General features: G+C 68.6%; 25 protein-coding genes. 13 read left to right on the top strand and 12 right to left on the bottom strand.

The genetic code is table 11. From position 1 onward, the window contains the following. Positions 1-80 precede the first annotated feature (80 nt). Entirely contained in the window at positions 81-1,280 is a 1,200-nt protein-coding gene (locus AB0M14_RS04660) for an RICIN domain-containing protein (protein WP_364988764.1), read from the bottom strand. Between the two features lie 106 nt (positions 1,281-1,386). Beyond that, positions 1,387-2,349 (bottom strand): EamA family transporter, encoded by a 963-nt coding sequence (locus tag AB0M14_RS04655; RefSeq protein WP_364988762.1) that lies wholly within the window; start codon positions 2,347-2,349, stop codon positions 1,387-1,389. 127 nt (positions 2,350-2,476) lie between these two features. On the opposite strand from AB0M14_RS04655, the gene AB0M14_RS04650 reads away from it, so the two are divergent. Then, positions 2,477-3,373: a LysR family transcriptional regulator gene (locus tag AB0M14_RS04650; RefSeq protein ID WP_364991305.1), complete on the top strand. Its 897-nt coding sequence runs from the start codon at positions 2,477-2,479 to the stop codon at positions 3,371-3,373. A 78-nt stretch (positions 3,374-3,451) separates the two neighbouring features. Here AB0M14_RS04650 and AB0M14_RS04645 read toward each other — a convergent pair whose 3' ends face one another. Both AB0M14_RS04645 and leuA read right to left on the bottom strand, forming a co-directional pair. Continuing rightward, positions 3,452-5,242: a MinD/ParA family protein gene (locus AB0M14_RS04645; RefSeq protein WP_364991302.1), complete on the bottom strand. Its 1,791-nt coding sequence runs from the start codon at positions 5,240-5,242 to the stop codon at positions 3,452-3,454. A 229-nt stretch (positions 5,243-5,471) separates the two neighbouring features. Beyond that, positions 5,472-7,268, bottom strand: coding sequence for a 2-isopropylmalate synthase (gene leuA / locus AB0M14_RS04640; protein ID WP_364988759.1), 1,797 nt, complete (start codon positions 7,266-7,268; stop codon positions 5,472-5,474). A gap of 264 nt (positions 7,269-7,532) precedes the next feature. On the opposite strand from leuA, the gene AB0M14_RS04635 reads away from it, so the two are divergent. From AB0M14_RS04635 to AB0M14_RS04615, 5 genes are all read left to right on the top strand, one after another. After that, on the top strand, positions 7,533-8,300 hold the full coding sequence (locus tag AB0M14_RS04635; RefSeq protein ID WP_364988757.1) for a sulfite exporter TauE/SafE family protein: 768 nt from the start codon (positions 7,533-7,535) through the stop codon (positions 8,298-8,300). Positions 8,301-8,316: 16 nt separating this feature from the next. Further along, positions 8,317-8,496 carry a DUF1272 domain-containing protein gene (locus tag AB0M14_RS04630; protein ID WP_364988755.1) on the top strand — a complete coding sequence of 60 codons (180 nt, stop codon included), beginning with the start codon at positions 8,317-8,319 and terminating at the stop codon, positions 8,494-8,496. Positions 8,497-8,573: 77 nt separating this feature from the next. Further along, complete coding sequence (locus AB0M14_RS04625; RefSeq protein WP_364988753.1) at positions 8,574-10,250, top strand: alpha/beta fold hydrolase; 1,677 nt, start codon at positions 8,574-8,576, stop codon at positions 10,248-10,250. A 100-nt stretch (positions 10,251-10,350) separates the two neighbouring features. Next, complete coding sequence (locus tag AB0M14_RS04620) at positions 10,351-11,973, top strand: GMC oxidoreductase (protein ID WP_364988751.1); 1,623 nt, start codon at positions 10,351-10,353, stop codon at positions 11,971-11,973. Positions 11,974-12,047: 74 nt separating this feature from the next. Further along, positions 12,048-12,848 carry an ion transporter gene (locus tag AB0M14_RS04615; protein ID WP_364988749.1) on the top strand — a complete coding sequence of 267 codons (801 nt, stop codon included), beginning with the start codon at positions 12,048-12,050 and terminating at the stop codon, positions 12,846-12,848. 1 nt (position 12,849) lies between these two features. On the opposite strand, the gene AB0M14_RS04610 is transcribed toward AB0M14_RS04615, so the two are convergent. The 4 genes from AB0M14_RS04610 to AB0M14_RS04595 form a co-directional block, all read right to left on the bottom strand. Beyond that, positions 12,850-14,061: a low temperature requirement protein A gene (locus AB0M14_RS04610; protein WP_364988747.1), complete on the bottom strand. Its 1,212-nt coding sequence runs from the start codon at positions 14,059-14,061 to the stop codon at positions 12,850-12,852. An 81-nt stretch (positions 14,062-14,142) separates the two neighbouring features. Next, a complete protein-coding gene (locus AB0M14_RS04605) occupies positions 14,143-14,625 on the bottom strand; it encodes an SRPBCC family protein (RefSeq protein WP_364988745.1) in 483 nt (160 codons plus the stop codon). A gap of 197 nt (positions 14,626-14,822) precedes the next feature. Continuing rightward, the gene (locus tag AB0M14_RS04600) at positions 14,823-15,011 is read right to left on the bottom strand and encodes a DUF1918 domain-containing protein (RefSeq protein WP_364988744.1); all 189 of its coding nucleotides are present in this window, start codon (positions 15,009-15,011) and stop codon (positions 14,823-14,825) included. 50 nt (positions 15,012-15,061) lie between these two features. After that, on the bottom strand, positions 15,062-15,634 hold the full coding sequence (locus AB0M14_RS04595; RefSeq protein ID WP_364988742.1) for a TetR family transcriptional regulator: 573 nt from the start codon (positions 15,632-15,634) through the stop codon (positions 15,062-15,064). 74 nt (positions 15,635-15,708) lie between these two features. On the opposite strand from AB0M14_RS04595, the gene AB0M14_RS04590 reads away from it, so the two are divergent. Together AB0M14_RS04590 and AB0M14_RS04585 are read left to right on the top strand one after the other, a co-directional pair. Then, the gene (locus AB0M14_RS04590) at positions 15,709-16,281 is read left to right on the top strand and encodes a dihydrofolate reductase family protein (RefSeq protein WP_364988740.1); all 573 of its coding nucleotides are present in this window, start codon (positions 15,709-15,711) and stop codon (positions 16,279-16,281) included. 46 nt (positions 16,282-16,327) lie between these two features. Further along, positions 16,328-16,912 (top strand): dihydrofolate reductase family protein, encoded by a 585-nt coding sequence (locus tag AB0M14_RS04585; protein ID WP_364988738.1) that lies wholly within the window; start codon positions 16,328-16,330, stop codon positions 16,910-16,912. Here the strand turns inward: AB0M14_RS04585 and AB0M14_RS04580 are convergent. Continuing rightward, a complete protein-coding gene (locus AB0M14_RS04580; protein WP_364988736.1) occupies positions 16,909-17,316 on the bottom strand; it encodes a YjbQ family protein in 408 nt (135 codons plus the stop codon). The genes AB0M14_RS04585 and AB0M14_RS04580 overlap by 4 nt on opposite strands. Positions 17,317-17,493: 177 nt before the next feature. On the opposite strand from AB0M14_RS04580, the gene AB0M14_RS04575 reads away from it, so the two are divergent. From AB0M14_RS04575 to AB0M14_RS04565, 3 genes are all read left to right on the top strand, one after another. Continuing rightward, positions 17,494-18,759: an aspartate kinase gene (locus tag AB0M14_RS04575; protein WP_364988734.1), complete on the top strand. Its 1,266-nt coding sequence runs from the start codon at positions 17,494-17,496 to the stop codon at positions 18,757-18,759. A 3-nt stretch (positions 18,760-18,762) separates the two neighbouring features. Next, complete coding sequence (locus AB0M14_RS04570; RefSeq protein ID WP_364988731.1) at positions 18,763-19,797, top strand: aspartate-semialdehyde dehydrogenase; 1,035 nt, start codon at positions 18,763-18,765, stop codon at positions 19,795-19,797. 108 nt (positions 19,798-19,905) lie between these two features. After that, positions 19,906-20,052 (top strand): hypothetical protein, encoded by a 147-nt coding sequence (locus AB0M14_RS04565; protein ID WP_364988730.1) that lies wholly within the window; start codon positions 19,906-19,908, stop codon positions 20,050-20,052. Between the two features lie 10 nt (positions 20,053-20,062). Here AB0M14_RS04565 and AB0M14_RS04560 read toward each other — a convergent pair whose 3' ends face one another. Next, positions 20,063-20,686, bottom strand: a complete 624-nt coding sequence (locus AB0M14_RS04560) for a TetR/AcrR family transcriptional regulator (RefSeq protein ID WP_364988728.1) — start codon at positions 20,684-20,686, stop codon at positions 20,063-20,065. A gap of 77 nt (positions 20,687-20,763) precedes the next feature. Here AB0M14_RS04560 and AB0M14_RS04555 point away from each other — a divergent pair, with 77 nt between their 5' ends. Further along, entirely contained in the window at positions 20,764-21,645 is an 882-nt protein-coding gene (locus AB0M14_RS04555; RefSeq protein WP_364988727.1) for an oxygenase MpaB family protein, read from the top strand. After that, positions 21,642-22,136 carry a PaaI family thioesterase gene (locus AB0M14_RS04550; RefSeq protein ID WP_364988725.1) on the top strand — a complete coding sequence of 165 codons (495 nt, stop codon included), beginning with the start codon at positions 21,642-21,644 and terminating at the stop codon, positions 22,134-22,136. The genes AB0M14_RS04555 and AB0M14_RS04550 overlap by 4 nt, the downstream gene beginning before the upstream one ends. 1 nt (position 22,137) lies before the next feature. Here the strand turns inward: AB0M14_RS04550 and AB0M14_RS04545 are convergent, their stop codons facing one another. Then, entirely contained in the window at positions 22,138-23,478 is a 1,341-nt protein-coding gene (locus AB0M14_RS04545; RefSeq protein ID WP_364988724.1) for a serine hydrolase, read from the bottom strand. Positions 23,479-23,518: 40 nt separating this feature from the next. Continuing rightward, a complete protein-coding gene (locus tag AB0M14_RS04540; RefSeq protein ID WP_364988722.1) occupies positions 23,519-24,766 on the bottom strand; it encodes an APC family permease in 1,248 nt (415 codons plus the stop codon). Positions 24,767-25,017 lie beyond the last annotated feature (251 nt).

Below are 25,017 nucleotides of genomic sequence, written 5' to 3'. Positions count from 1 at the left end.
GGCCCGCCGCGCGACACGCGCACCCCAACCACGTAATTCCCGGGCCCCGAACCAAAGCCGCCGCGCGACGGGGATACGGGCTATTTGTCGCCGGGGCCTTTCCAGCGCTGGGCGGCGGAGCCGTCGCAGGGGCGCAGGGCGGTGGCTTCGCCGAGGGCGGTGAGGCAGCGTTGGGTGGCCTTGTTGGTGATGGGGCCGTTGGGGGCGCGGTTCCATTCCTGGGCGGGGGAGCCGTCGCAGGTGTCGGCTTCCACTTCGGATGAGCCGGCGGCGGTCAGGCAGGTGAAGTCGGAGCGCAGGGTTTCATCGGCGGCCGCGACCCAGGCTTGGTTGCGTTTCTTCTCGCAGCGCTGGACGCGGATCTCGTGGGTGGCGGAGCTGGCGGTCAGGCACGATCCGGCGGGGGTGGTCAAGCGCGCGCCGGCCGAGTTGCCAATCGCGAGGCGATGGATGCTGGCCTGCCCGTGGTCGTCCGAGCCGACGGTGACCTCCACCTGTTTCGGGCAGGCGCCCCCGATCTCGGTGCTGGCGACGGTGCCGGTGACCGCGCCCGCGTTGGCGCGCGGCACCTCGAATCGGGCGGCCGAGTACGGCTCGTCGAAGCAGGTGGCGGCGCGGGTGTTCCAGTCCCAGTATTCGACCCAGCTCACCATGTCGGTGGGCTGGATGGTCGCGCCTGAGCCGACTTTGATGCTGCCGATGGTCAAGGTCTCGCGGTCGGTGGTGTCCTCGACCTGCGCCTGGTACCAGCCGTCGCCGTCGGGGCGGACATGGAAGAGGTAGCGGTGGCCGGGCTCGAACCGTTTGTCGATGCGGCAGCTGCGGCCGGGTGAACCGTCGGTGTCGCTGAGGCAGTGCGCGCCGTTGTCGCCGGGCCGGGCGTCCTCGGCGCCCCAGAGCGAATAGACGAACATGCCGCCGCCGTCGACGTTCGCCTGCATGCCGACGTACCCGCCGTGCGTGGTGAACCCGAACTGGTTGGACCAGAACACATTTCCGAGCCCGGGATCGGTGCTGACCGTAATGCCGAAGGTGACGTCGGTCAGTGGTTTGTCGCCCATGCGATAGAGGGCGTAACTCCCCGGCGTCGAACCGTGCTCCCCGGTCGGCGGCTCCCCGATCTTCTGTGGCGGCTGCTCTGACTGCGCGAACCGGACGACCTCCGGCGGCGTCGGGTTGTCCTGCCCCGGTTCGGCTTCCGCGCATCCGAACAGGGCCGTGACCAGGACCAAGGTCGCGGCGCCTGCGGTGGCGCGGTGCGCCGGAATCCGATCGAGCATCACGCTGCCTTCCGAGTCGGGAGAACGGGCGGTCGCGTGATGCTAATCCGCTATGACCGTTTCGCCCGGGTGCCCCGCTGACCGGAAGGGCAGCGGGGCCGAAAGATCAGGCTTTCGCGAGGACCGGGCTCGCTTCGACATCCGCGGCCGGCGTCGGGTCGAGCGCGGCCGCTTCGGGCGCCGCGGCTTTCGTACGCGCCCCGGCCGTGGTCGCGGTGAACGCGCCGACGATGACGATCAGCCCGCCGATCACCTCCCACGCCGAGGGCGTCTCGCCCAGCACGGCCCAGGCCGCCGCCATGCCGACCACCGGCACCAGCAGCGTCAGGGGAGCGACGGTGCCCGCGGGGTAGCGGCTCATCAGATAGGTCCACATGCCCGAGCCGACGACGGTGGCCAGCACCGCGATGTACGCGACGGCGATCAGCGCGTGCCACCAGCCCACGCTGGAGAAGTCCGTCAGCGCGTGCAGCCCGGCGGTCGGTCCTTCGGCGACGGCGGACAGCGCGAACAGCGGAATCGGCGGCACCACGGCCATCCACAGCGTCAGGTGCATGGTGTTCACCCCGCCCACGGCGGCGGCTTTGCGGGAACCCAGATTGCCGAACGCCCAGCCCAGACCGCCGGCCAGGGTCAGTAGCAGCGGCAGCAGCGCGGCCGACTGCGCCCGGTCGACGCCGATCACGACCATGCCCGCCACCGCGACCCCGAGGCCCGCCAGCTGGATCGGCCGCAGCCGTTCCCGCAGGAAGATCGCGCCGAGCACCACGGTGAACGGCGCCGAGGACTGCAACACCAGCGAGGCCAGCCCGGTCGGCATGCCCGCCCGCATGGCGCTGAACAGGAACGCGAACTGCAGTGTGCCGAACCCGAAGCCGTACAGCAGCAGCCACTTCAGCGGCACCTGCGGGCGCGGCACGAACAGCACCACCGGGATCGCGAGCACCGCGAAACGCAGGCCCGCGAAGAAGAACGGCGGGAAGTGGTCCAGGCCCACTCGGATGGCGATGAAGTTCACGCCCCAGAGCAGGACGACGGAGAGGCCGATCAGGCGGTCGCGGTTGGTCACGCCCCAATCGTCTGGTTCGAGAACCTTCAGAACAATCGAATTAATATGGACTATCAATGTAGTAATGCTTCACAACCCAGGTGGGAAGCATAAGAGGAAACTGAGAGTGAGGTCTGTCATGTCGCAGATGTCGGTGGATCGCCTACGGGTGCTGCGCGAATTCGCCGACCGCGGCACCATCGGTGGCGTCGCCGAGGCGCTGTCGATGACCCCGTCGGCGGTCTCGCAACAGCTGAAGGTGCTGGCCAAGGAGGCCGGGGTGCCCCTGCTGGAACCCGACGGCCGCCGGATCCGGCTCACCGACGCGGGCCACGCGCTGGTCGTGCGGGCCGACGAGGTGCTGGCCGCGATGGACCGTGCCGTCGCCGAGATGTCGCACTACCGGGCCTCGCCGCGCGGCCGGGTGCGCGTCGCCCTGTTCCCGTCCGGCGCCGCGCTGCTGCTCCCGCACGTCTTGCCCGCGCTCGCCGACAGCGGCGTCGAGGTGATGGCGGCCGACGAGGACGCGCCGCCGAGTGAGGTCTCCCGCTTGCTCGCCGACTACGACGTGGTCCTCACCCACCGCGACGAACGCGCTCCCGCCCTCGCCGGTCCCCGCGTCGCCACCCGGCTGCTCATGCGCGAACCCACCGATGTTCTGGTCGCGCCGGATCATCCGCTCGCACACCGCACCGAGGTGACGCCCGCGGAACTGTCCGACGAGACCTGGATCAGCGTCCGCGGCGGGTTCCCCGTCGATGACGTACTCCGCTCGATCGCCACGCTGACCGGCGTACAACCCCGGATCGCCCAGCGCCTCAACGACTTCCGCGTCATCGAAACCCTGGTGCTCTCTGGCTACGGCATCGCCCTGATGCCCCGCTTCGCCGTCGCGCACCCCGACCTGGTCATGCTCCCGCTGTCCGGCGTCCGCGCCGCCCGCCTGTACGAGCTAGCCACCCGTCCGCACGCCGACAAACGCCCCGCCATCGCCACCGTCCTCGCCGCCTTCGAACACGCCGCGGCGAAGATCACCGCCGATTGACCCCGGAGCTCGCGCCGTCGGCACACACCAAGCGCGGCCCGGCAGTGGATTGCCGGGCCGCGCTGCGGTTCTCGTGGATCAGTGCCGTCCCATGGGCGGCGGACCCGGGCGGTACTGCGAGCCGATGTAGCCGAAGTCGTCGGCGACCATCGCGGCCAGTTCCAGCAGGGCCCGGCGGGTCGGCTTGCTGACCAGTTCCAGGTCGATTTCCGCGCCCTCGGCGAGATGGTCGTCGAACGGGACGACCTGCACGGCGCGGGTGCGGTCCAGGAACAGCTTGCGCAGCTGGTCCAGGTCGACGGTGGAGGCGCCGCGGCGGGAAGCGTTGACCACCACCACGGTGCGCTCGACGAGCTTGCCGTAGCCGTGGTGATCGAGCCAGTCCAGGGTGGCCGAGGCCGAACGGGCGCCGTCGATGGCGGGGGAGGTGACCAGCACCAGCGAGCTCGCCATATCCAGCACGCCGGACATGGCCGAGTGCATCAGGCCGGTACCGCAGTCGGTCAGGATGATGTTGTAGAACGACTGCAGGATGCCGATCGCCTTGCGGTAATCGGCCTCGCTGAAGGCCTCGGAGACGGCCGGATCCTGTTCGGAGGCCAGCACTTCCAAGCGGCTCGGGGCCTGCGAGGTATGCGCCCGCACATCCGAGTACCGGGAGATGTGGTCGTCTTCGAGCAGGTTGCGCACGGTGGAGCGGGTCTGCCGCGGCACCCGGTGCGCGAGCGTGCCGAGGTCGGGGTTGGCGTCGATGGCGATGACGCGATCACCGCGCAGCGAGGAGAAGGTGGAGCCGAGACCGACCGTGGTGGTGGTCTTTCCGACGCCGCCCTTGAGCGAGAGGATCGCGATCCGGTAGTCGCCGCGCACCGGCTGGTTCACCCGTTCGACGAGGTCGCGGTGCACCACGTCGGCCGCGGACTCACCCGGGTTGATCACGCCACCGGAGACCTTGTGCACCGCGCGCCGCCAGCCGCCGCGTGGCGCCTTGCGGGCCCGCTTGAGCAGGTTGAGGTCGTTGACCGAATGTCCGGGCTGACCCGGCTGCGTCATGTGCTGCGGCTGGAACGGCTGATTCTGTCCGGGCGGCGGCCCGCCCTGCCAGGGCTGGCCGGGGCCGCCCGAAAACCCGCCGGGGCCTTCGGGACCGGCGAAGCCGCCCGGCCCCTGCGGGTTGAACCCGCCCGGACCGTCGGGAGCCGAGAACCCGCCCGGACCGGGGGGTTGCTGCTGCTGGAACATCTGCTGTTGCTGCGGCGGCGGCCCGCCCTGCCAGGGCTGGCCGGGACCGTTCGGATCGCCCATGCCCGGCGGGGGCTGCGGCGGCTGGAACGAGGGCTGCTGCATCGGCGGGGGCGGCGGGGGCGCCCAGCTGTAGATCGGCCCGTCCGCAGGTTCCTGCGGCGCACTGCCTTCCGGCGGCCCGCTCTCCTGCGGCACCCGGCGGACCAGGCCGTCGGGCCCGATCTCCTGGCGGTAGTCGTCGCCGTAGCGCGGACCCTGATGGGTTTCCGGAACCTGCTGCGGGGCGGGCTGATACGGATTGGGCGGCGCGAACTGCCCGGTGTGGAACTGCGGCTGCTCCGGCGGTGCGAAACCTTCGGGCGGTGGCGGCGGTGCGAAACCCTCCGGCGGCCCGTAGCTTTGCGGCGCCCCGCCCCCGTAGACCTGGGTCTGGTCGGACGGCCCGGCCGCGAATCCGGCGAACTGCCCGGCTTCCGGCTGTGCCGCGAGTTCGGGCTCGGCCTCGGCGTGCTCGGCGGACGGATCGACCGCCGGTTCGGTGCTGTTCCCCTCGGACGCGGTGTCGGCGGCCGGCTCGGAGATCTCCTCCGGCGCCGCGTGCGACTCGCTGGTCTCGTCGGCCATGTCTGTGGCAGGCCCAGCCGCCGGACTCTGCAGCCAGGGCGGAGAGGTCGGGTTGTGGTCGTTGTTGGTCACAGTTCCCCCATCTGCTCGGGAATCGAGCAGAGAGCTCGGCGCTTGAGTGCGAATCCACGCTAGCACGCGGTTCATTCGGCCGCGCCGAGGTATTGACGGTGGTATATGCAGTAAAGAAAGGCCTGGAAGCCCCGAACCCCCAGGCCTTTACAGTCCCTTAAGAGGCGCGGTTCACCGCGGACACCACGGCTCGCAGCGACGCTGTGGTGATCGAGGTGGCGATGCCGACGCCCCACACCACCTTGTCCCCGATCGCGCACTCCACGTAGGCCGCGGCCTGCGCGTCGTCACCCGCGGACATGGCGTGCTCGGAGTAATCCAGCACCCGCACCTCGTAGCCGACCGTGGAGATGGCGTCGACGAACGCGGCGAGCGGGCCGTTGCCGGCGCCGGTGATCTCCTGCTCGACACCGTCGACCTTCACCACGGCGGCAATGGAATCCACCCCGCCGTCGGTCTCGGACGCGGTGACCTTCTGCCGGATCCGCTCCAGCGGCCGGATCGGCGACAGGTACTCGTCGGAGAAGACGTCCCACATCTCCTTCGGCGTGACCTCGCCGCCCTCGCCGTCGGTGATCTTCTGGATCGCCTGGGAGAACTCGATCTGCAGCCGGCGCGGCAGCACCAGGCCGTGATCGGTCTTCATGATGTAGGCGACGCCGCCCTTGCCGGACTGCGAGTTGACCCGGATGACGGCCTCGTAGGTGCGGCCCACGTCCTTCGGGTCGATCGGCAGGTACGGGACCTCCCAGGTGATGTCGTCGACATCGGAATCCGCGGCGTCCGCCGCCGCTTTCATGGCGTCCAGGCCCTTGTTGATGGCGTCCTGGTGCGAACCGGAGAACGCGGTGTAGACCAGGTCGCCGCCGTACGGGTGGCGCTCGTGCACCGGCAGCTGGTTGCAGTATTCGACGGTGCGGCGGATCTCGTCGATATCGGAGAAGTTGATCTGCGGATCGATGCCGCGGGAGAACAGGTTCATGCCCAGGGTGACCAGGCAGACGTTGCCGGTGCGCTCGCCGTTGCCGAACAGGCAGCCCTCGATGCGGTCGGCGCCGGCCTGGTAGCCCAGTTCGGCGGCGGCCACCGCGGTGCCGCGGTCGTTGTGCGGGTGCAGCGACAGCACGATGGACTCGCGGCGGGCCAGGTTGCGGCTCATCCACTCGATCGAATCGGCGTAGACGTTCGGGGTCGCCATCTCGACGGTGGCGGGCAGGTTGATGATCATCGGCTTGGCCGGGGTCGGCGCGATGATCTCGGTGACCGCGTCGCAGACATCCTTGGCGTAGTCCAGCTCGGTGCCGGTGTAGGACTCCGGGCTGTACTCGTAGCGCCAGTCGGTGTCCGGGTACTTCTTCTCGATCTCCAGGCACAGCTTCGCGGCGTCGGTGGCGATCTTCTTCACGGCCTCGCGATCGGCGCGGAAGACGACCTTGCGCTGCAGGATCGAGGTGGAGTTGTAGAAGTGCACGATGACATTCGGTGCACCTTGGCATGCCAGGAAAGTACGTTCGATCAGTTCCGCGCGGCACTGGGTCAGCACCTGGATGGTGACGTCGGCCGGGATGGCCCCGTCCTCGATGATCTCGCGCACGAAGTCGAAATCGGTCTGGCTGGCGGCGGGGAAGCCGACCTCGATCTCCTTGTAGCCCATCCGCACCAGCAGGTCGAACATGCGGCGCTTGCGGGCCGGGCTCATCGGGTCGATCAGGGCCTGGTTGCCGTCGCGCAGGTCGACCGCGCACCAGGCGGGCGCCTTGTCGATGATCTTGTCCGGCCAGGTGCGGTCGGGCACCGTGATGTTCTCGACTTCTTCGGCGAAGGGCCGGTACCGGAAGGCCGGCATCGAGGAGTTCTTCTGGGTGTTCCAGGCCGGCTGGTCGGCGGGGGCGGGCTTGGACGGCGCGGTGATGGTGCGCGAGGAGCCCGATACGAAGGCGTCAGCGGAAGACATGCGATTTCTCCAGGGTGTGGTGGATCCCGTTATGGGGTCGACCGACGCGGCGAAACCCCGCGACGGGGGGCCGGTCTGATCAGACCCCGTCGCGGCGGTCGAGAAGAAGCGTCCGCTGCATGATGATCACGAGTTTACCGTGCCGTGACACGGTCCGGAAAGGGCGGTCCCGGTTGCTGCCCGGAAGCGGGCCACGGGCTAGCGTCGCTGACGAAACGAACGCTTGTACGGGGCCCGGCCCCGACGGGACGTGAGGAACGTCAAATGACCTGGCTAGAAATGCTCGCCGTCTTCGGCGCGGGAATCGCCGCGGGCTGCATCAACACCATTGTCGGTTCGGGGACCCTGATCACCTTCCCCGTGCTACTCGCTCTGGGTTTGCCACCGGTGACCGCGAACGTCTCCAACACGATCGGCCTGGTGCCCGGCGGCATCAGCGGCGCCATCGGTTACCGGAAGGAATTGGCGGGCCAGGGCGCCCGGCTGCTGAAACTCGGATCCGCCTCGCTGATCGGCGGCATCACCGGCGCGATCCTGCTGCTGCGATTGCCCGCGGACGCGTTCAAGGCGATCGTGCCCGTGCTGATCATCGCCGCCCTGGTCCTGGTGATGGTGCAGCCGCGCCTGGCGCGCTGGGTCAAACAGCGGCGGGAGACCAACAACATCGCCCCGCCCGCGCACGGCGGCCCGATCCTGCTGGCCGGCATCTTCGCGGCGGGCGTCTACGGCGGCTACTTCGGCGCGGCGCAGGGCGTACTGCTGATGGGCCTGCTCGGCGTCTTCGTGCACGAGGACATCCAGCGGCTCAACGGCGTGAAGAACGTGCTCGGCCTGATTGTGAACGCGGTGTCCGCGGCGATCTTCGTGGTGATCGCCACCGTCGACTGGCGGGCCGCGGCGCTGATCGCGGTCGGCTCGATCATCGGCGGCCAGCTCGGCGCGACCGTGGGCCGGAAGATGCCCGCGAACGTGCTGCGCGGCGTCATCGTGGTGGTCGGCGTCATCGCGGTCGTCCGACTGCTGATGTCCTGAACAGGGAGGTTCGGAAATGGCATTGGAAATGCGAAGAGTCTGCGAGCGCTGCGAGACCGGCGTCACCGCGGACGGCGTCGCCTGGATCTGCAGCTACGAGTGCACCTTCTGCGCGGACTGCGCCGAGGCGATGGCACGCGTCTGCCCGAACTGCGGCGGCGAGCTGGTGCGGCGGCCGACCCGCGTCGCGAAGTAGGTCTCGGGGTGCGTTCGGGAGGATTTCGTCATTAAGGATGACGACGGCGAAGGTCGGTGGGGCACACCATGATCCGTATGCGTGTAAGCAAGCTGATCGCTCTGGGTGTGCTCGCCGTCGTGCTGCCCGTACTGAGCGGCTGTGATCGGCAGGCACAGGATTCGGCGGTGTCCGAGCTGGTCGCTCAGGCCGACGCCGCGCCGGCGCCGACGCTGGATTGGGCGCCCTGCGCCGATGCCGAGCTGCGCCGCTTCCAGTGCGCGGTGGCCAAGGTCCCGCGGGACTACACCCAGCCGCACGGGCCGGCCATCGAGCTGGCGGTGGTGCGTCAGCTCGCCACCGATCCCGGGCGGCGGATCGGCACGCTGTTCGCCGCGGTGGGCGGGCCGGGGGGCTCGGGACTGGACTGGGCGCGCAAGGGCGAGCTGTTCTCCGGTGAGATCAGCCGCCGGTTCGATGTGGTGACCTTCGACCAGCGCGGAGTCGGGCGCAGTGCGCAGGTGCGGTGCTTCGCCGATGCCCAAGAGCAGGATCGGTTCTGGTTGGCCGCCACCATGCCGCCGGTGAATCCGGAGCAGGAGGCGGCCGCCGAGCGCGCCAGCCGCGCGCTGGCGGCGGGCTGCGCGGCACACAGCGGCGAGCTGCTGCCTCATTTGACCACCGTGGACGTCGCCCGGGACATCGATCTGCTGCGCCGCGCGCTCGGCGAGGACAAGATCTCCTACGAGGGCGGCTCCTACGCGAGTTATCTGGGCCAGGTCTACGGCGCGCTCTTCGGCGATCGGGTCCGGGCGCTGCTGCTCGGTTCGATGATCGATCCGGAGGTCTACACCGAGGACACCCGCGGGCAGGTCACCGACACCGCCGTGGGCACCGCGGAGGTGTTCGACGAATTCTTGCGCCTGTGCGCCGAGGCGGGCCGGTTGCGCTGCAGCTTCGCCGGCGGCTCCGAGCGGATCGAAGAACGCCGCGGCCAGGGGAGCGCGCCACCGTCCGGGGTCGGTGGCACCAGTGCGCCGGCGACCGGCAACCCGGCCACCCTCAGCCCGGCGCTGGAGGCGAAAAAGGTGCTCCAACAGCGTGTTTCCACGCTGATGGAGCGGCTGGTCCAGGGTCCGATCACGGTCGGGGAGCGGGAACGCGCGCTGCCGGTGCACCATACCGAGGTCATGCAGGCCCGCTCGCTGCTGCTCTACGACCCCGAGGAGGGCTGGCCCGCACTAGCGCAGCTGCTCACCGAATTGGAGCGAGGCGCGGCCGGTAACTCCGAAACGGTACGGGCGATACTCGCCGCCGGCGGCGTCGACTGGGATTTCCTCGACTCCTACACCGCGATCACCTGCGCGGACAACAACAGCCTGCGGCAACCCGAGCAGTGGCCTGCGATCGCTCGCGAATTCACCGGCGCCGCAACGGCGTACGGCCCGTTCTGGCTGTACCAGCATCAGCCGTGCGCGGCCTGGCCCGCGCCGGCCGCCGGCTACCCCCAGCGCTACACCGGCCCCTGGACTTTGAGCTCCGACAAGCCGGCTCTGCTGTTCAACAACCGCTACGACCCGGTCACACCGCTGGTCTTCGCCCAGCGCGCCCAGCAGGAGATGGTGAACGCCCGCCTCGTCGTGGTCACCGACGGATACGGCCACAACACCGGCGGCGACTGCGTCGGCCGCCTGCGCGAGCGCTACCTCGTCGACCTGCAGCTCCCGGCGCCCGGCGCGACCTGTGCGGTGGAGACCCAGCCCTTCCTCGACTGACGGCGCGGGGTCTGCCCAAAATTGGCGGGCCGAGCTGTTGGGGCAGGCCAGGTTTCCAGGTAATCTGCGCTCGGCCATGCGTGATGAGGGAGGTGGCCTGGTGCGTAGACGTGCGCTGTTCAAGGCGGCGGGTGTTGCCGCGGTACTGGGTGCCGCCGGGCCGACGCTGAGTGCGGGCACGGCGCAGGCCGCCAACCCGGCCGGGCCCGGGCAGTTCCGGCAGTGGGTGCCGGAAATCTTTGCGCCCCTCGCGGATCCGCCGGAGCACACGCAGGCCATCGTGATCGGGTCGGGCTTCGGCGCGGCCGTCACCGCGCTGCGACTAGCCCAGGCCGGCATCGTCAATACCGTGCTGGAGCGCGGTTCGCGCTGGCCAAACGATCCCTGGCGGGAGATCTTCACCGGCGACGATCTGCCCGACGGCCGCGGTTTCTGGCATCGCACCAGCTTCACCGGCGTCACCAAGGTCCCGATGACGTTCACCAAATTCGGTGGCGTGCTGGACTGCACGAACTACCCGGGCATCGATGTCTGGCGCGCGGCCGCGGTGGGCGGCGGGTCGGTGATCTTCACCGGCGCCATGGTCGCCCCGGAGAAGCGCTTCTTCGATCACGTCTTCGGCGGCGTCGTGGACTACGGCGAACTGGACCGCGTCTACTATCCGCGGGTGCGGGAGATGTTGCGGCTCAGCCCGATTCCCGCCGATCTCTACCACTCCTCGCCGTTCACGCACTCCCGCGCCTGGGACGATCAGGTGCGCAAGGCCGGCTTCCAGCCGCAGGCCAACGACTCCCTCTTCAACTGGGACGTGCTGCGCGCCGAATTGTCCGGCGGCGCCCGGCCTTCGGCGACCGCCGCGCGCAGCAACCTGGGCAATTCCAACGGCGCGAAGTTCGACCTGAACCAGAACTATCTGAGATACGCCCAGGAGACCGGGAACACCGGCGTCTACCCCGGCCACCGCGTCGACGCCATCGCGCAGGAGGGCTCCGGTCGCTTCGTCGTCACCGTCAGCAAGCTGGCGCCCACCGGCGAGGTCCTCGGCGCCCGCACCCTCACCTGCGACAAACTCTTCCTGGGCGCGGGCTCGGTCGGCACCTCCGAACTGCTGGTCCGGGCCCAGGCCACCGGCACGCTGCCGAACCTGAACGAGCACGTCGGCGACGGCTGGGGCACCAACGGCGACGTCGTACTCGCCCGCGGCGCAAGCCAGCTGGCCGGTCTCGGGCAAGGTGTGCCGAGCGCCAGCCGCGTCTTCGACGAATCCGGGCTGCCGGTCACCCTGGAGAACTGGTACATCCCCGGGATCCCGTTCGAGACCGGCGCGCTGGCCTCGCTCGGCATGGTCCTGGACTCCGCCCGGACCCGCTTCGGCTACAACCGGGCCGGCGACTCCGTCGGCTTGACCTGGTCCACCCGCAACCGCGACGAAGTGGTGGGCGTGGCCCGCGCGGTCGACCACCGGATCGCCGAAAAGGCCGGGGCCATGGTCGAATACGGCGCGCTCGGCTACGACGCCAACGCCCTGTTCACCGCCCACCCGCTCGGCGGCGCGGTGCTGGGCCGGGCCACCGACGGCTACGGCCGCGTGCATGGTCATCCTGGTCTCTACGTGATGGACGGCGCGGCGATCCCCGGCAGCACCGGCACGGTCAACCCGTCGCTCACGATCACCGCGCTCGCCGAACGCAACATCGAAGCGATCCTGCGCGCCGGTCGCTGATTCGGTTACGAGACGGGGGACCTTGCGGCGATTACGCTCTGCGTGACCGTTCGGCGTTGAAAGGGACCCCTGCTGTGGGCGCTCGTGTTGTTTATCCACGTAAGCCGTTGCCGCTGTGGGCGGATCTGCTGATGCTGGCGCTGGCGGTCGTTTCGGTGGCGCTGCTGGTGTGGATAACTTTCTGGTCGGTCGACGAGAACACCCGCCGGACGATCGTTTTCGCCGACTACGCGATCTGCGCGGTCTTCGCGATCGAGTTCCTGTGGCGGTGGGGCCGGGCGGGCTGGCGGTGGACCTTCCCGTTCGTCTACTGGTACGACGTGCTGGGCCTGATCCCGGTGACCAGCCCCTGGCTTCGCGCTTTCCGTCTGGTGCGGATCGTGGTGGTCGTGGCCCGGCTGGTGCGGGCCGCGGACCGGGCCTTCGCCGAACCGGTCGTGACGGCGGTCGTGAACCGCTTCCTGCCGACCATTATCGAGCTGACCCGGCGGCCGATGACGATCGCGGTGATGGACGAGGTGGCCCACGTCCTGCGCACCGGTCACTACACCCGCAATATCGCGGCGGCGCTCGAGGAGAACCGCGCGGAAATGGACGCGATGATCGTCGAATTGATCAAGAGCGATCCACAGGCGGGCAAGGTCCGCTACATCCCGTTCCACGACGAGATTCTGCGGCTGATCGCCGACACGGTGTTCCGCATCCTGTTCGGTGTGCTCGCCGATCCGCGCACCGATGAACTGGTCTCCGACGCCATCCGCGAGAACGTCGACCAGATCCGCGACGCGGTGCACGCCGGCGTGCGGGTGGCGCCGTCCGCCTACGGCCCGACCGCGCCGGAACACACGGTCGCGCACATCCTCCGGAACAGCTGACTCAGGCGCCGTGCGCGTGCCGGATCTGCGCCCGCGGTTGCGCGTTGCGGACCGTCTCCCAGCCGACCAGGACGATCAGCACGAAGCAGAGCAGCCCCAGCGACGCGAGCGCGGGCAGGGCGGTGGCCGGCGCGATCAGCGCGAGCAGCACGCCCACCGCGACCACGTTGGACAGCGTGACATGCCCGGTCGCAGCGTATTTGAAGCCGACAAGTCCGGCCAGGTACAGCACGACGCCGCCGTAGAGCGCGAACAGCGGAATGCCGTAGAGCGCGTCGGTGAGCGAATGGTGTGAGGCGTCGCTGACGTAGGACAGCACCTTCTTCAGTCCGAGCGAGAGCCCGATGATGCCGACGATCATCGGGAAGTGCCAGTAGGTGTAGCCGTCGCGCGCGATCCGGACCTGTCGTTCGCCCTCGGCGCGAGCGAGCGCGTGCTCGGCCGACAGCGCCGCCACGTCGAAGTAGCTCCACCACAGCAGTCCGGACACCGCGAGCCCGAGCATCGAGCCCACCGTGATCGGCCAGGAGATCGGCTGCCCGCTCACCCCGATGCCGATCGAGACGATGGATTCGCCCAGGGCCACGATGATGATCAAGCCGTAGCGTTCGGAGAAGTGCCGCGCCGAGCGCACCCGCCACTCCAGCCCGGCGAGCCGGGTCCACAGCATGTCGCCGGCGATGGCAGCGATCCACAGGCAGATCTGCACGGTGCCGGTGGTCATCGCCGCGATGATCAGCAGGGTGGTGCCGATCGCGATGGACCCGATTCCCCACTTGGTCACCTGCGCGCGCAGGGTCGGATCGTCGCCGGTTCCCATGATGTACACGGCCAGGTGGACCACCCGGACCACCAGGTAGGCGAGCGCGAAGATGAGCGGGCCGCTCCAGCCGCCGGGCATGTCCTGGAACGCCTCGGGGATGGTGAGCGCGGCGATGAACCCGCCGCCCATGGCCACGAACATCGCGATCCGGGTCAGCCCTTCGTCGGCGCGCACGGTATTGGCCAGCCACGAGTAGGCGATCCAGACCCACCACATGACCGCGAGCACCAGCACCGCCCGCAGCATGTTCTGGGCGCTGGTGGGTTTCGCGGCGATGGCGGTGACCATGGTGAAGGCGAAAACCAGGACCAGGTCGAAGAACAATTCCAGCTGGGTTACCGAGCTGCCTTCGGCCATCGGCTGGAACCGAACGCGCTTGCTACCGATCATGGCGCCTATCGTCGCACTCCGGCGTGCTTCGTGCGGCCCGGAGATGTTGCGGCCGGGGCGATTTCGCTCACGGCGTCACGGCTACCCCTGGTCGGTGTAGACCGGATCCAGATAGGACCCGTAGGTCTCGGCCTCGGGGTAGCTCTCGGCGAACTCGATGAAGTTCTCCACGATGGTTTCGTGCCAGCGCTGCTGGGTGCGCTTCATCAGCAGCCCGGGCAGCGGGATCTTGGTCTGTAGTTCCGAGTGGTACCAGACCTGGGTTTCCCCGTCGCTCTCCGCGACCTCGAACCAGCCGCCGCCGCGGATCCCGCGCGCGCTGTCGACGATCTGCCAGGTGACCCGGTCCTCGGTCCAGTGCCATTCCAGGGCCTGCAGGTCGGAGCTGCCGTGGACATCGGCGGTCACGTAGATCTTGGTCGGCCGATTGTTCTTGTCGCGCGTGGCGATGCGCGCGTCCTGGTACGAGGACCATTCTGGAAGCATTTCGACGGCCGCCAGAGCCTCGAAGACATGCGCCGGTGTCGCATCGACGGTGAAGTGAATATCTATTTTCGTGCGCATGCCAAACCTCCACCCCCCACTTACCAACTCGGCCGATTGTGCACAGGCGTTCACCGAACGTCAACCAAGCGGTCTCTTCCAGGGGGCTCCGCTATCCAGCGGCAAAATCCGAAGCGCTACGGCGCGAAGCGCTTCGCGTCGGCGACACCGTTTTCGCTAACGCTCAGTTCTTCTCGGCGCGCGACCGCGGGGGCCGGTCAGTCGACGGCGGGTTCGACGACCGCGTCCGGGCCCGGGTAGACCAGCGATTCGTGCCCGTCGGGATACCGCACGACATAGGGCGGGGCGCCTTCCGGGCCGCGGACCTCGATGATCTCGCCCTGTCGATCCCCTCGCCCCACCACGTGCCCGTGCACGATGAGCCGGTCTCCGACGTTCGCCTGCATCGCCCAATTATCGAAGGGCGCGCGGTGGCGGCGCAGGCGTTTGGGCGCATTCAGGCCGGAATGAGCCGGTTCACGGCCTCCTCGATCAGGTGCTGGCTCTCTTCCTCGGTGAAGATCTCCGGCAGCGTCAGCCGGTCCACGATCAGCCAGTTCAGCGCCAAATAGAGCAGGAGAACCGACTCCTTGTCGCCGGGCAGCCCGGATTCGAGATGGTTGCGCACATTGAAATCGATATCGGCGCGAACCCGGGCGTTGAGAACCTTGCGCAGCTCCGGCCGGCGGGTGGCCTCCAGGCGCAGTTCGAGCAGCGCGAGATAACCGGTGCGGAAGGCCTCGATCCGCCCGACCGTCTCGCGCATCAGGGCGACGATGTTCTCGCGCGTCTTCGGCCCATCCGCCAGCTGGGCCATGGTCGCCTCGCTGGGCTGGAGCCGCTCATAGAACCGCGCGCCCGCCTGGGTCAGCAGATCGTCGCGGTTGGCGAAGTAGTTGGAGGCCGTGCCCGCGGGGACGGCGGCCGCTTTGTCCACCGCGCGAAACGTCAGTCCGCGGGCTCCGTCGCTGGCCAGGACCTCGATGGCCGCATCGACCAAGGCTTGCCGTCGTTCCGGGTTAGTGCGCATCTTGACACCACTCCATTCGTAGTACTACATTTCTAATCACTTCGGACAGAGTACAACAGATGAGGCGGTTCACCATGCGAAAGCTTGTCTACTACGTCGCGGTGTCGCTCGACGGCTACATCGCCGGTCCGAACGGCGAGTTCGACTTCTATCCCTTCGACGCCGAGCAGATGGCCGAGCTGAACGCCGAATACCCGGAGTTCGTCCCCAGCCACCTCCGCTCCCACGTGGGGATGGCTGTGGATGAACCGAACCGGCACTTCGACACGATCATCGCCGGGCGCGGCACCTGGGAGCCGGGGCTGGCGGACGGCGTCACCAGCCCGTACGCCCATATGCGGCAGTACGTGGTGTCGACCTCGCTGCGGCTCGACGACCCGAAGGTCGAGATCGTCGCCGGCGATCCGGTCGCCCTGGTGCGGCGGCTCAAGAAAGAAGAAGGTCTCGACATCTATCTCTGCGGTGGCGGCAATCTCGCGGCGCAGCTGCTCGGCGAGATCGACGAGATGATCATCAAGAGCTATCCGGTGGTGGCGGGCGGCGGCATCTCCGCGTTCGCGGGGGAGTTCTCGCCGACCCTGTTCACCCCGGCCAAGCGCAAGGAATACGGCAACGGCGCCCTGGTCACCTGGTTCACCCGCGCCTGACCGCCCCTCCCGGACCGCAGCACCCTCGAACGAAAGCAGGATCCCCATGCGAAAGCTCATCTACTTCGTCGGCATGTCCCTCGACGGCTACATCGCCGGCCCGAACGACGACATCTCCTTCATGGACGGGGGCGCGGACTTCTGGGCGTGGCTGGCCGCCAACTACCCCGAGACGCTGCCCGCCCACGTGTGGCCGCACTTCGGCATCGAGCCGGGCACCGCGCCCGCGCACTTCGACACCCTGGTCATGGGCCGCGGCACCTACGATCCGGCCCTGAACGTCGGTATCGCCAGCCCGTACCCGCACATGAAGACCCAGTACATCGTGTCCGCGACCCTGGAGCGCATCGACGCGCCCGGCGTCGAGCTCGTCAAGAACGACCCGGTCGGCTTGGTCCAGCGCCTCAAGAAAGAGGACGGCAAGGACATCTGGCTCGCCGGCGGCGGCAAGTTCGCCGCGCAGCTCATCGACGAGATCGACGAGCTCGTCATCAAGAGCTACCCGTGCATCGTGGGCGAGGGCACCCGCGCGTTCACCGGGAAGTTCAATCCGACCCAGTTCGAACTGGACCGCCGCCAGGGCTTCGAGAACGGCGCCCAGGTCAGCTGGTTCCGGCGCAAGCAGGTCTAGCCGCCGAGGAAGGACAGGCGCACCTGGCGGTCCGGGTTGTCGACATTGAGGTCGACCAGCGCGATGGACTGCCAGGTGCCCAGCGCCAGTTCCCCGCCGAGCACCGGCACGCTGGCGTAGGGCGGGATCAGCGCGGGCAGCACGTGCGAGCGTCCGTGCCCGCGCGAGCCGTGCGCGTGCCGCCAGCGCTCATCGGCGGGCAGCAGGTCGCGCAGGGCGGCGAGCAGGTCGTCGTCGCTGCCCGCGCCGAGTTCGATGATCGCGATGCCGGCGGTCGCGTGCGGCACGAAAACATGCAGCAGACCGTCCCCGCCCGCCTGCTGCGCGAAGGCCGCGCACTGGGGTGTGATGTTCTGCACGACTTCTCGATTGCCGGTCCGTACCTCGATCAGTGAGCTCTGCATGAGTCCATCATTCCGCTGTCTACGCGGCGAATCGGTGCACCGTGCCCAGGACGCGCGAGAGTATGTGCGACTGTGCGGATTTCCACAGGTGTGGGAGGTAGCGGGAGATCCCGTGCACCCCGGCCGGTACTCTTGGTGGCTGTTACCTGCTGTTAGTCGATTGTGGAGGACCTTCTCGTGGCTCTCGTGGTTCAGAAGTACGGAGGATCCTCGGTGGCGACCGCCGAGCGCATCCGGCGCGTCGCTGAACGGATCGTAGAGACGAAGAAGCAGGGCCACGACGTGGTGGTCGTCTGCTCGGCGATGGGTGACACCACCGACGAACTGCTCGATCTCGCCCAGCAGGTGGCGGTCACGCCGCCGCAGCGCGAGATGGACATGCTGCTCACCTCCGGTGAGCGCATCTCCAATGCGCTTGTCGCCATGGCCATTCACTCGCTCGGCGCCGAGGCGCGGTCGTTCACCGGCTCGCAGGCCGGCGTCATCACCACCGGCGCGCACGGCAACGCCAAGATCATCGACGTCACCCCGGGCCGCCTGCGGGAAGCGCTGAACGAGGGCACCATCGTGCTCGTCGCCGGCTTCCAGGGCGTGTCCCAGGACACCAAGGACGTCACCACGCTCGGCCGCGGTGGCTCCGACACCACCGCCGTCGCGCTCGCCGCGGCGCTGGAAGCCGATGTCTGCGAGATCTACACCGATGTGGACGGCGTGTTCACCGCCGACCCGCGCATCGTCTCCGACGCCCAGAAACTCGAGCAGGTCTCCTACGAGGAGATGCTGGAGATGGCCGCGTGCGGTTCGAAAGTCTTGATGTTGCGCTGCGTCGAGTACGCGCGCCGCTACAACGTGCCCGTGCATGTGCGCTCGTCCTACACCGACAAGCTGGGCACCTACGTTTACGGATCGATGGAGGACATCCCCTTGGAGCAAGCAATCCTCACCGGCGTCGCGCACGACCGCAGCGAGGCCAAGGTGACAGTGGTCGGTCTGCCGGACGTTCCGGGCTACGCCGCCAAGGTGTTCCGCGCCGTCGCCGACGCCGAGATCAACATCGACATGGTGCTGCAGAACATCTCCAAGGTCGAGACCGGCAAGACCGACATCACCTTCACCCTCCCGAAGAGCGACCTCACCTCCGCCGTCGAAATGCTCACCAAGCAGCAGGACGAGATCGGCTTCTCGCAGATCATCTTCGACGACCACATCGGCAAGGTGTCCCTGGTCGGCGCGGGCATGAAGAGCCACCCGGGCGTCACCGCCAAGTTCTGTGAGGCGCTGGCCGCGGCCGGCATCAACATCGACCTCATCTCCACCTCCGAGATCCGCATCTCGGTGCTGGTCAAGGACACCGAGCTGGACGAGGCCGTGCAGGTGCTGCACAAGGCCTTCGATCTCGGCGGTGACGAGGTCGCCGTCGTGCACGCGGGAACGGGGCGATAGGGCATGGGAATTCGTGTAGGCGTCGTGGGCGCGACCGGTCAGGTCGGCGCCGTCATGCGGAAACTGCTGGAGGAGCGCAACTTCCCGGCCGACGAGGTGCGGTTCTTCGCGTCCGCGCGCTCGGCCGGTAAGACGCTGCCGTTCCGCGGCCAGGACATCGTCGTCGAGGACACCGAGACCGCCGATCCGTCCGGCCTGGACATCGCGCTGTTCTCCGCGGGCGCCACCATGTCCCGCGTGCAGGCCCCGCGCTTCGCCGCGGCCGGCGTCACCGTCATCGACAACTCCTCGGCCTGGCGCAAGGATCCCGAGGTCCCGCTGGTCGTTTCCGAGGTCAACCCGGAAGCCACCCGCAACCTGATCAAGGGCATCATCGCCAACCCGAACTGCACCACCATGGCCGCCATGCCGGTGCTCAAGCCGCTGCATGAGGAGGCCGGGCTCCAGCGCCTGATCGTCTCCAGCTATCAGGCGGTCTCCGGTTCCGGTCTGGCCGGCGTCGAGGAACTCGCCTCGCAGGTGCGCGCCGTGATCGGCGACGCCGAGAAGCTGGTGCACGACGGCGGCGCCGTGCAGTTCCCCGCCCCGAACAAGTACGTCGCGCCGATCGCGTTCGACGTGATCCCGCTCGCGGGCGCGCTGGTCGACGACGGGTCCTTCGAGACCGACGAAGATCAGAAGCTGCGCAACGAGAGCCGCAAGATTCTCGGCCTGCCCGAGCTGCTGGTGAGCGGCACCTGCGTGCGGGTTCCGGTCTTCACCGGCCACTCGCTGTCGATCAACGCCGAGTTCGCCAACCCGTTGTCGGTGCAGCGCGCGAAGGAGATCCTCGCGAACGCCGCCGGTGTGCGGCTGGTCGACGTGCCGACTCCGCTGCAGGCCGCTGGCGCCGACGAGTCGCTGGTCGGCCGGATCCGCCAGGATCCGGGTGTGCCGGACGGTCGGGGGCTGGCCCTGTTCGTCTCGGGGGACAACCTCCGAAAGGGCGCCGCGCTCAACACGATTCAGATCGCCGAGGTGCTGCTCAGCGAGCGCTGATCCAGTTCTCCGGAACGGGCCGTCCGAGTATTTCGGGCGGCCCGTTCCGCGTTCGGCGGCCGGAAAATCAGTGGACGCGAACCGCTTCGGCATCGAATCATGGAGGACATGGTTCAAGATCTGGAGCAAATCGAGCGGGATCGGGAAGCCTACGAACAAGCCCGCAGGGAAATGGAAGCCTCGTTGAACGCGGCCGGGCCGCTGCTCACCGATCGCTACTGGTGGAGCGGCAACGCGGCCGTCCGGCGCAACTGAGCAGCTGCGGCTACAGCCGCTCCAAGGCGGCGATCGAGGCGAGGAACAACTCGACGTTGTCGTGCACGAATTTGTCGCGCGGATAGGGCAGCGACTGCTGAATCCACGCCGTAATGGTTTCACCGAAGGCGCCGACGAGGAACCGCGCGGTCAGCTCGACCGCGGCGGCGTCGGCGCCCGAGGTCATTTCGCGTAGTACCGCGGCGAAGGCGAGCGAGATGTCCTCGGAGCGGGCCAGGCGGCGCCGCGCGACCGCCGGATGCCCATAGGCCTTGGTGGACAACAGCTTTCCCTTGGCGGGTGCGGCGAGGAAGAAATCCACCATGGCCTCGACGACCGCGCCGACCTGGTCGCGCCGGCCCGCACCCGCCGCCGCGACCGCGCCGTCCACCGCGGAAGTCAGTTGCTGCACCGCGAGTTCGAACGCCGCACCCACCAGATCGTCGAGATCCTGAAAGCTCTCGTAGACGAACCGGGTCGACAGCCCCGCCTCCTTGGCGACGGTGCGGACCGTCAAGCCCGCCGGACCCTCCACCGCCATCACCGCGAAGGCGGCCTCGAGCAGTTGTTCGCGGCGTACCGCCCGCCGCTCATCGGCCGATACCCCGCCGTACGCCCGCGCCTCCTTGCTCACCCCGATATCTTGACACAAATGTTTCCCGAATCTAGCGTCATTCAGGAGACAACTGATTCCTGATTGAGGAGCGGGCTATGGCCGGACTCGCCGATGCGTCCGATCGCACGAACCACCCGGGGCTGACCAGTGGATCGCTGACCGCCCGCTGGGCCGCGGACTGGCGGCTGATCATGCTCGCGCCCAGCGCACTGCTGCTGCAGGTCGCGCACCCGGTGATCGGATCGGGCGTGGCCGAGCATTCGATCTTCAAGACCGACCCGATCGGGCGCTTCGACCGGTCCTACTGGCCGACGCTCGCGCTCGCCTTCTACGGCGACGACACCGCCGCCTACGGTCGCGATATCAAGGCGATGCACAAGCCGATCGGCGGCACCGACCACGCGGGCCGGAAGTATCACGCGTGGGAGCCCGAGGCCTACTTCTTCGTCCTGGCCACCGGCTACTTCGCCAGCGAGATCGCCGCCACGCGGTTCGGCCCCGGCCTCACGGCAGCGCAACGCGTCGAGCTCTACGCCGGCTGGCGGCAGATGGCCCTGTTCGCGGGCTTGCCGGAACGTGCTGTGCCCCAGGATCTCCCGAGCTTCCGCGTCTGGTTCGACACGGTCCTCGACGAGCGCCTCGAACGTCACCCGAGTGTCGGCGACGTGCTCGCCACCATGTCGAAACCTCCGGTGCCGCAGCCGATCCCGGCGTGGCTGTGGAAGCCGGTGATGTGGCGGATCGTCGGACCACTGGCCTGCTGGGTGAACACCGGCGTGTTGCCGGAGGGCGCGCGAACACGTCTCGGCCTGAACTGGACCGACCGCGACGAACGCCGGCTGGACCAGTTCGCCGCCGTGGTCCGCGGCGTCGACAAGGTGCTGCCGCGGCCGCTCCGCGAGATCACCCGAGTGGTGGCGCTGCGCCGCAAGGAGCAGATCATGGCCAACGTCCGCCGGGCCGCGGCGGCGGCATGAGCCCGGAGTCGCTGCCACTGTGCAGTCCGATGCCGGACGGCCCGCTGCCACCCCATGTCGATGGCTGCTTCGGTTGCGGCCCGCGCAATCCCGCGTCCGTCGGCATGGCACTGGAATTGCGGGGTGACCGGGTGGTCGCAAGGTTCACTTTCGACGAACGGCACCAGGGCGCACCGGGTTTGGCGCACGGCGGTGTCGTCGCGGCGGTGCTCGACGAAGCCGCCGGGACGGTGCCGACCACCATGTGTGTGCCCGCGGTGACCGCGAAACTGGAGGTGAACTACGCCAGACCGGCACGGCTGTATCGGCCGATGACGGTGTCGGCGGTGCTGGCGCGGCGCGAGGGCGAACGGAAACTGCACATCAACGCCCGGATCGAAGACGACGGGCAGCTGGTCGCGGAGGGTAACGCGCTGTTCGTCGTCGTGACGCCGGATCATTTCTTCGCGCACGGTGCGAAGGAAGGCGAAATACCCTTCTTCGGCGTCTGAGTCAGCGGATGCCGGGGGTGCGTGGATCGGGGCCGAGGCAGACCAGGACCGCACAACCGGGCGCGGTGTCGGAAAACGGCGGGGCCAGTGGGTAGTTCAGGCAGGCGAAGACGTTGCAGCCCGGATAGGCGGAGGGGCCGATGCCGAAGACCGCGAGCAGGATGCCGGTGTCGAAGTAGCGGCTCGGGTCGATGCGGATCGGGGGTTCCAGGTAGGGGCCCGGGTCGGCGGTGCCGGGAAAGGCGGCCAGTAGTTTCCGGAAGAATTCGTGCGGCAGTTCCTCGAAGTTCTGCAGAATGCCCTGCAGGCCGTAATTGGTGACGTTGCCGAAGGCGCCGGTCCACATCACCGTGAGATCCAGGCTGGGAATGAAGAAGACGTTCTGCAATCCGAGCCCGGACATCGCGTAGGCGTCCGCGGGCAGGAAATCCGGAATCTCCGCGCAGCCGGCGCCGAGCCAGAACAGATAGCCGTAGCAGCGGTTGGCGGGGGAGGGCGACAGCGCCTTCGCCAGATACTCCTTCGACAGAATCTGCTGTGCACCCCAGCGTCCCTCGTTGTGCACCAGCAGGCCGATCTTCGCGAAATCGTTGGGCGGGATCATCAGATGCGCGTAGCCGTAAGTGTGCCCGGCGCGATCCCGGGCCCAGTAGTAATCTCCCGGCGGAATACCCAGCGGATCGAAGAGTTCGCGCTGCGCGAATTGCTGTAGCGGCTCGCCGACCGCCATTTCGATGACATAGGACAGCAGGTCGACATTGCGCTGGCTGTAGCTGAATGCCGCGCCCGGCGGATTGTCCAGCGGCACCCCGAGCGCCTGCACGGCGCTGTTCGGATCGACCGGGATCACCCCGGTAATTCCCTCGGTGAATACGCCGACTCTCATCCCGGAGGTCTCAGTGAGCAGATTCTGCACGGTGATCGACCGGCGTAGCTCATCGCCGAGGCCCTCGGGCAGATAGCGGCCGATCGGCGCTTCGATATCGAGTCTGCCCTGATCCCAGGCGATCCCCGCGAGCATCGCGACGACGCTCTTGGTGGAGCTCCAGATATTCCACGCGACATTGCCGCTCTGCGCGTTCGTCGGCCCTTCGCCGATCAGGCAGTTGTGCCGGAAGATCTGCACATTGAAGCGATTTCTACCGCTCGCGAATGCCAGCGCTTCGCGAATGGGCGCGGAATCCATCCCGACCTCTTCGGGTGTGGCTCTTTCGAGGTCGCGTCCGGAGGTCACCGCGCAGTGCGTTTCGGCGGGCGCCGCTTGCGCGCTCGGCACGAAGACACTGCCCAGCACCAGCGAAATCGCCGCGAACCCAGTCCGGAATCCACCGAAGCGCCCCATAGGGATTGAGGCTAACGGGTGTGGCCCCCGCTGCGGAGGATTACTCCGTCGTTCCGGCGCGCTTGCGCACGAAATACCAGGCCGCCCCGGCGGCGAGCACCGCCAGCCCGGCGAGCACGGAAACCAGCGGCAGGCAGAAGCCGACGGCCACGCATCCGGCCGCGCCCGCGATCGGCACCCAGCGTGCCGGACGACCTTCCGCGTCGCTCAAGGTGCCTGCCGAGACATTGGCGACCAGGTAGTAGGCCAGCACCGTGAACGACGAAAAGCCGATAGCCGCACGCAGATCGAAGCTCGCGGCCAGCACGGCGACCACCGCGCCGACCACGAGCTCGGCCCGATGCGGCACGCCGAAGCGCGGGTGTACCGCCGCCAGCCCGCCCGGCAGCCAGCGGTCCCGCGCCATCGCCAGCACGATCCGCGAGACCCCGAGAATCAGCGCGAGCAGCGACCCGGTAGCGGCCAGCACCGCACCCACCCGCACCACCGGCGCCAATTCCGGTGCGCCCGCGGCGGAGACGACCCGGGCCAGCGGGTCGGTGCCGGCGGCCAGTCCGGCGGATCCGAGCGCGCTCAGCGCCGCCACCGCCACCAGCGCGTAGATCGCGAGCGCCAGCCCGAGCCCGATCATGATGGCGCGCGGGATGGTTCGCGCCGGGTCGCGCACCTCCTCGCCGAGCGTCGCGATCCGCGCGTACCCGGCGAACGCGAAGAACAGCAGTCCCGCCGCTTCCAGCACGCCGCGCGGCCCGATCCGATCGGGCAGCGGCATTGCCGCCGAATGGTTTCCGAAGACCCCGACCCCGACCACCGCGATCAGCACCGCCAGCACCACGGCGACGATGACCCGGGTAGCCAGCGCCGACTTCTGCACGCCGGTGTAGTTGACGGCGGTGATCGCCACCACGGCGGCGACCGCCACCGCCCGCGACTGCTCCGGCCACGCGTAATTCCCGACCGTCAACGCCATCGCCGCACACGACGCCGTCTTCCCGGCGATGAATCCCCAGCCCGCCAGGTAGCCCCAGAACTCCCCGAGCCGTTCCCGCCCATACACATACGTCCCGCCGGACACCGGGTACAGCGCGGCCAGCCGCGCCGTGGACATCGCGTTGCAGTACGCGAGCACCGCGGCGATCCCGAGCGCGAGCAACAGCCACGACCCGGCGCCACCCGCGGCCGGGGCCAAGGCCGCGAAAATCCCCGCGCCCACCATCGACCCGAGCCCGATCACCACCGAGTCCGTGAGGCCGAGCCGTCGTCGCAATGCCCCGCCGTGTGCAGCCACAGCCATATCCTGCTGGCCGGACCGGTTCCGCGCGAGTCGACGCACGCGCTGGCCGGAAACGCGAGAACGCCGCCAGGCGGGGGGCACCTGACGGCGTTCGTCGTTATCCGAAGCCGGCGTCCCACAAGCGCCTCTCGGCGGGTGGTCGCTCGTAGCGACGATGGGGTGGGGCCCGGGGCTGTCCGGACGCCGGCAAAGAGCTACAACGAGGGCTCGGCGGGAACTATTCCGCGGCCCGATTGTGGCCCGTC

Origin of the sequence: Nocardia sp. NPDC051832, assembly GCF_040681285.1 — a bacterium.
Taxonomy (GTDB): domain Bacteria; phylum Actinomycetota; class Actinomycetes; order Mycobacteriales; family Mycobacteriaceae; genus Nocardia.
Note: the sequence above shows the minus strand (reverse complement) of the source record. Positions and strands in the feature narration are given on the sequence as shown.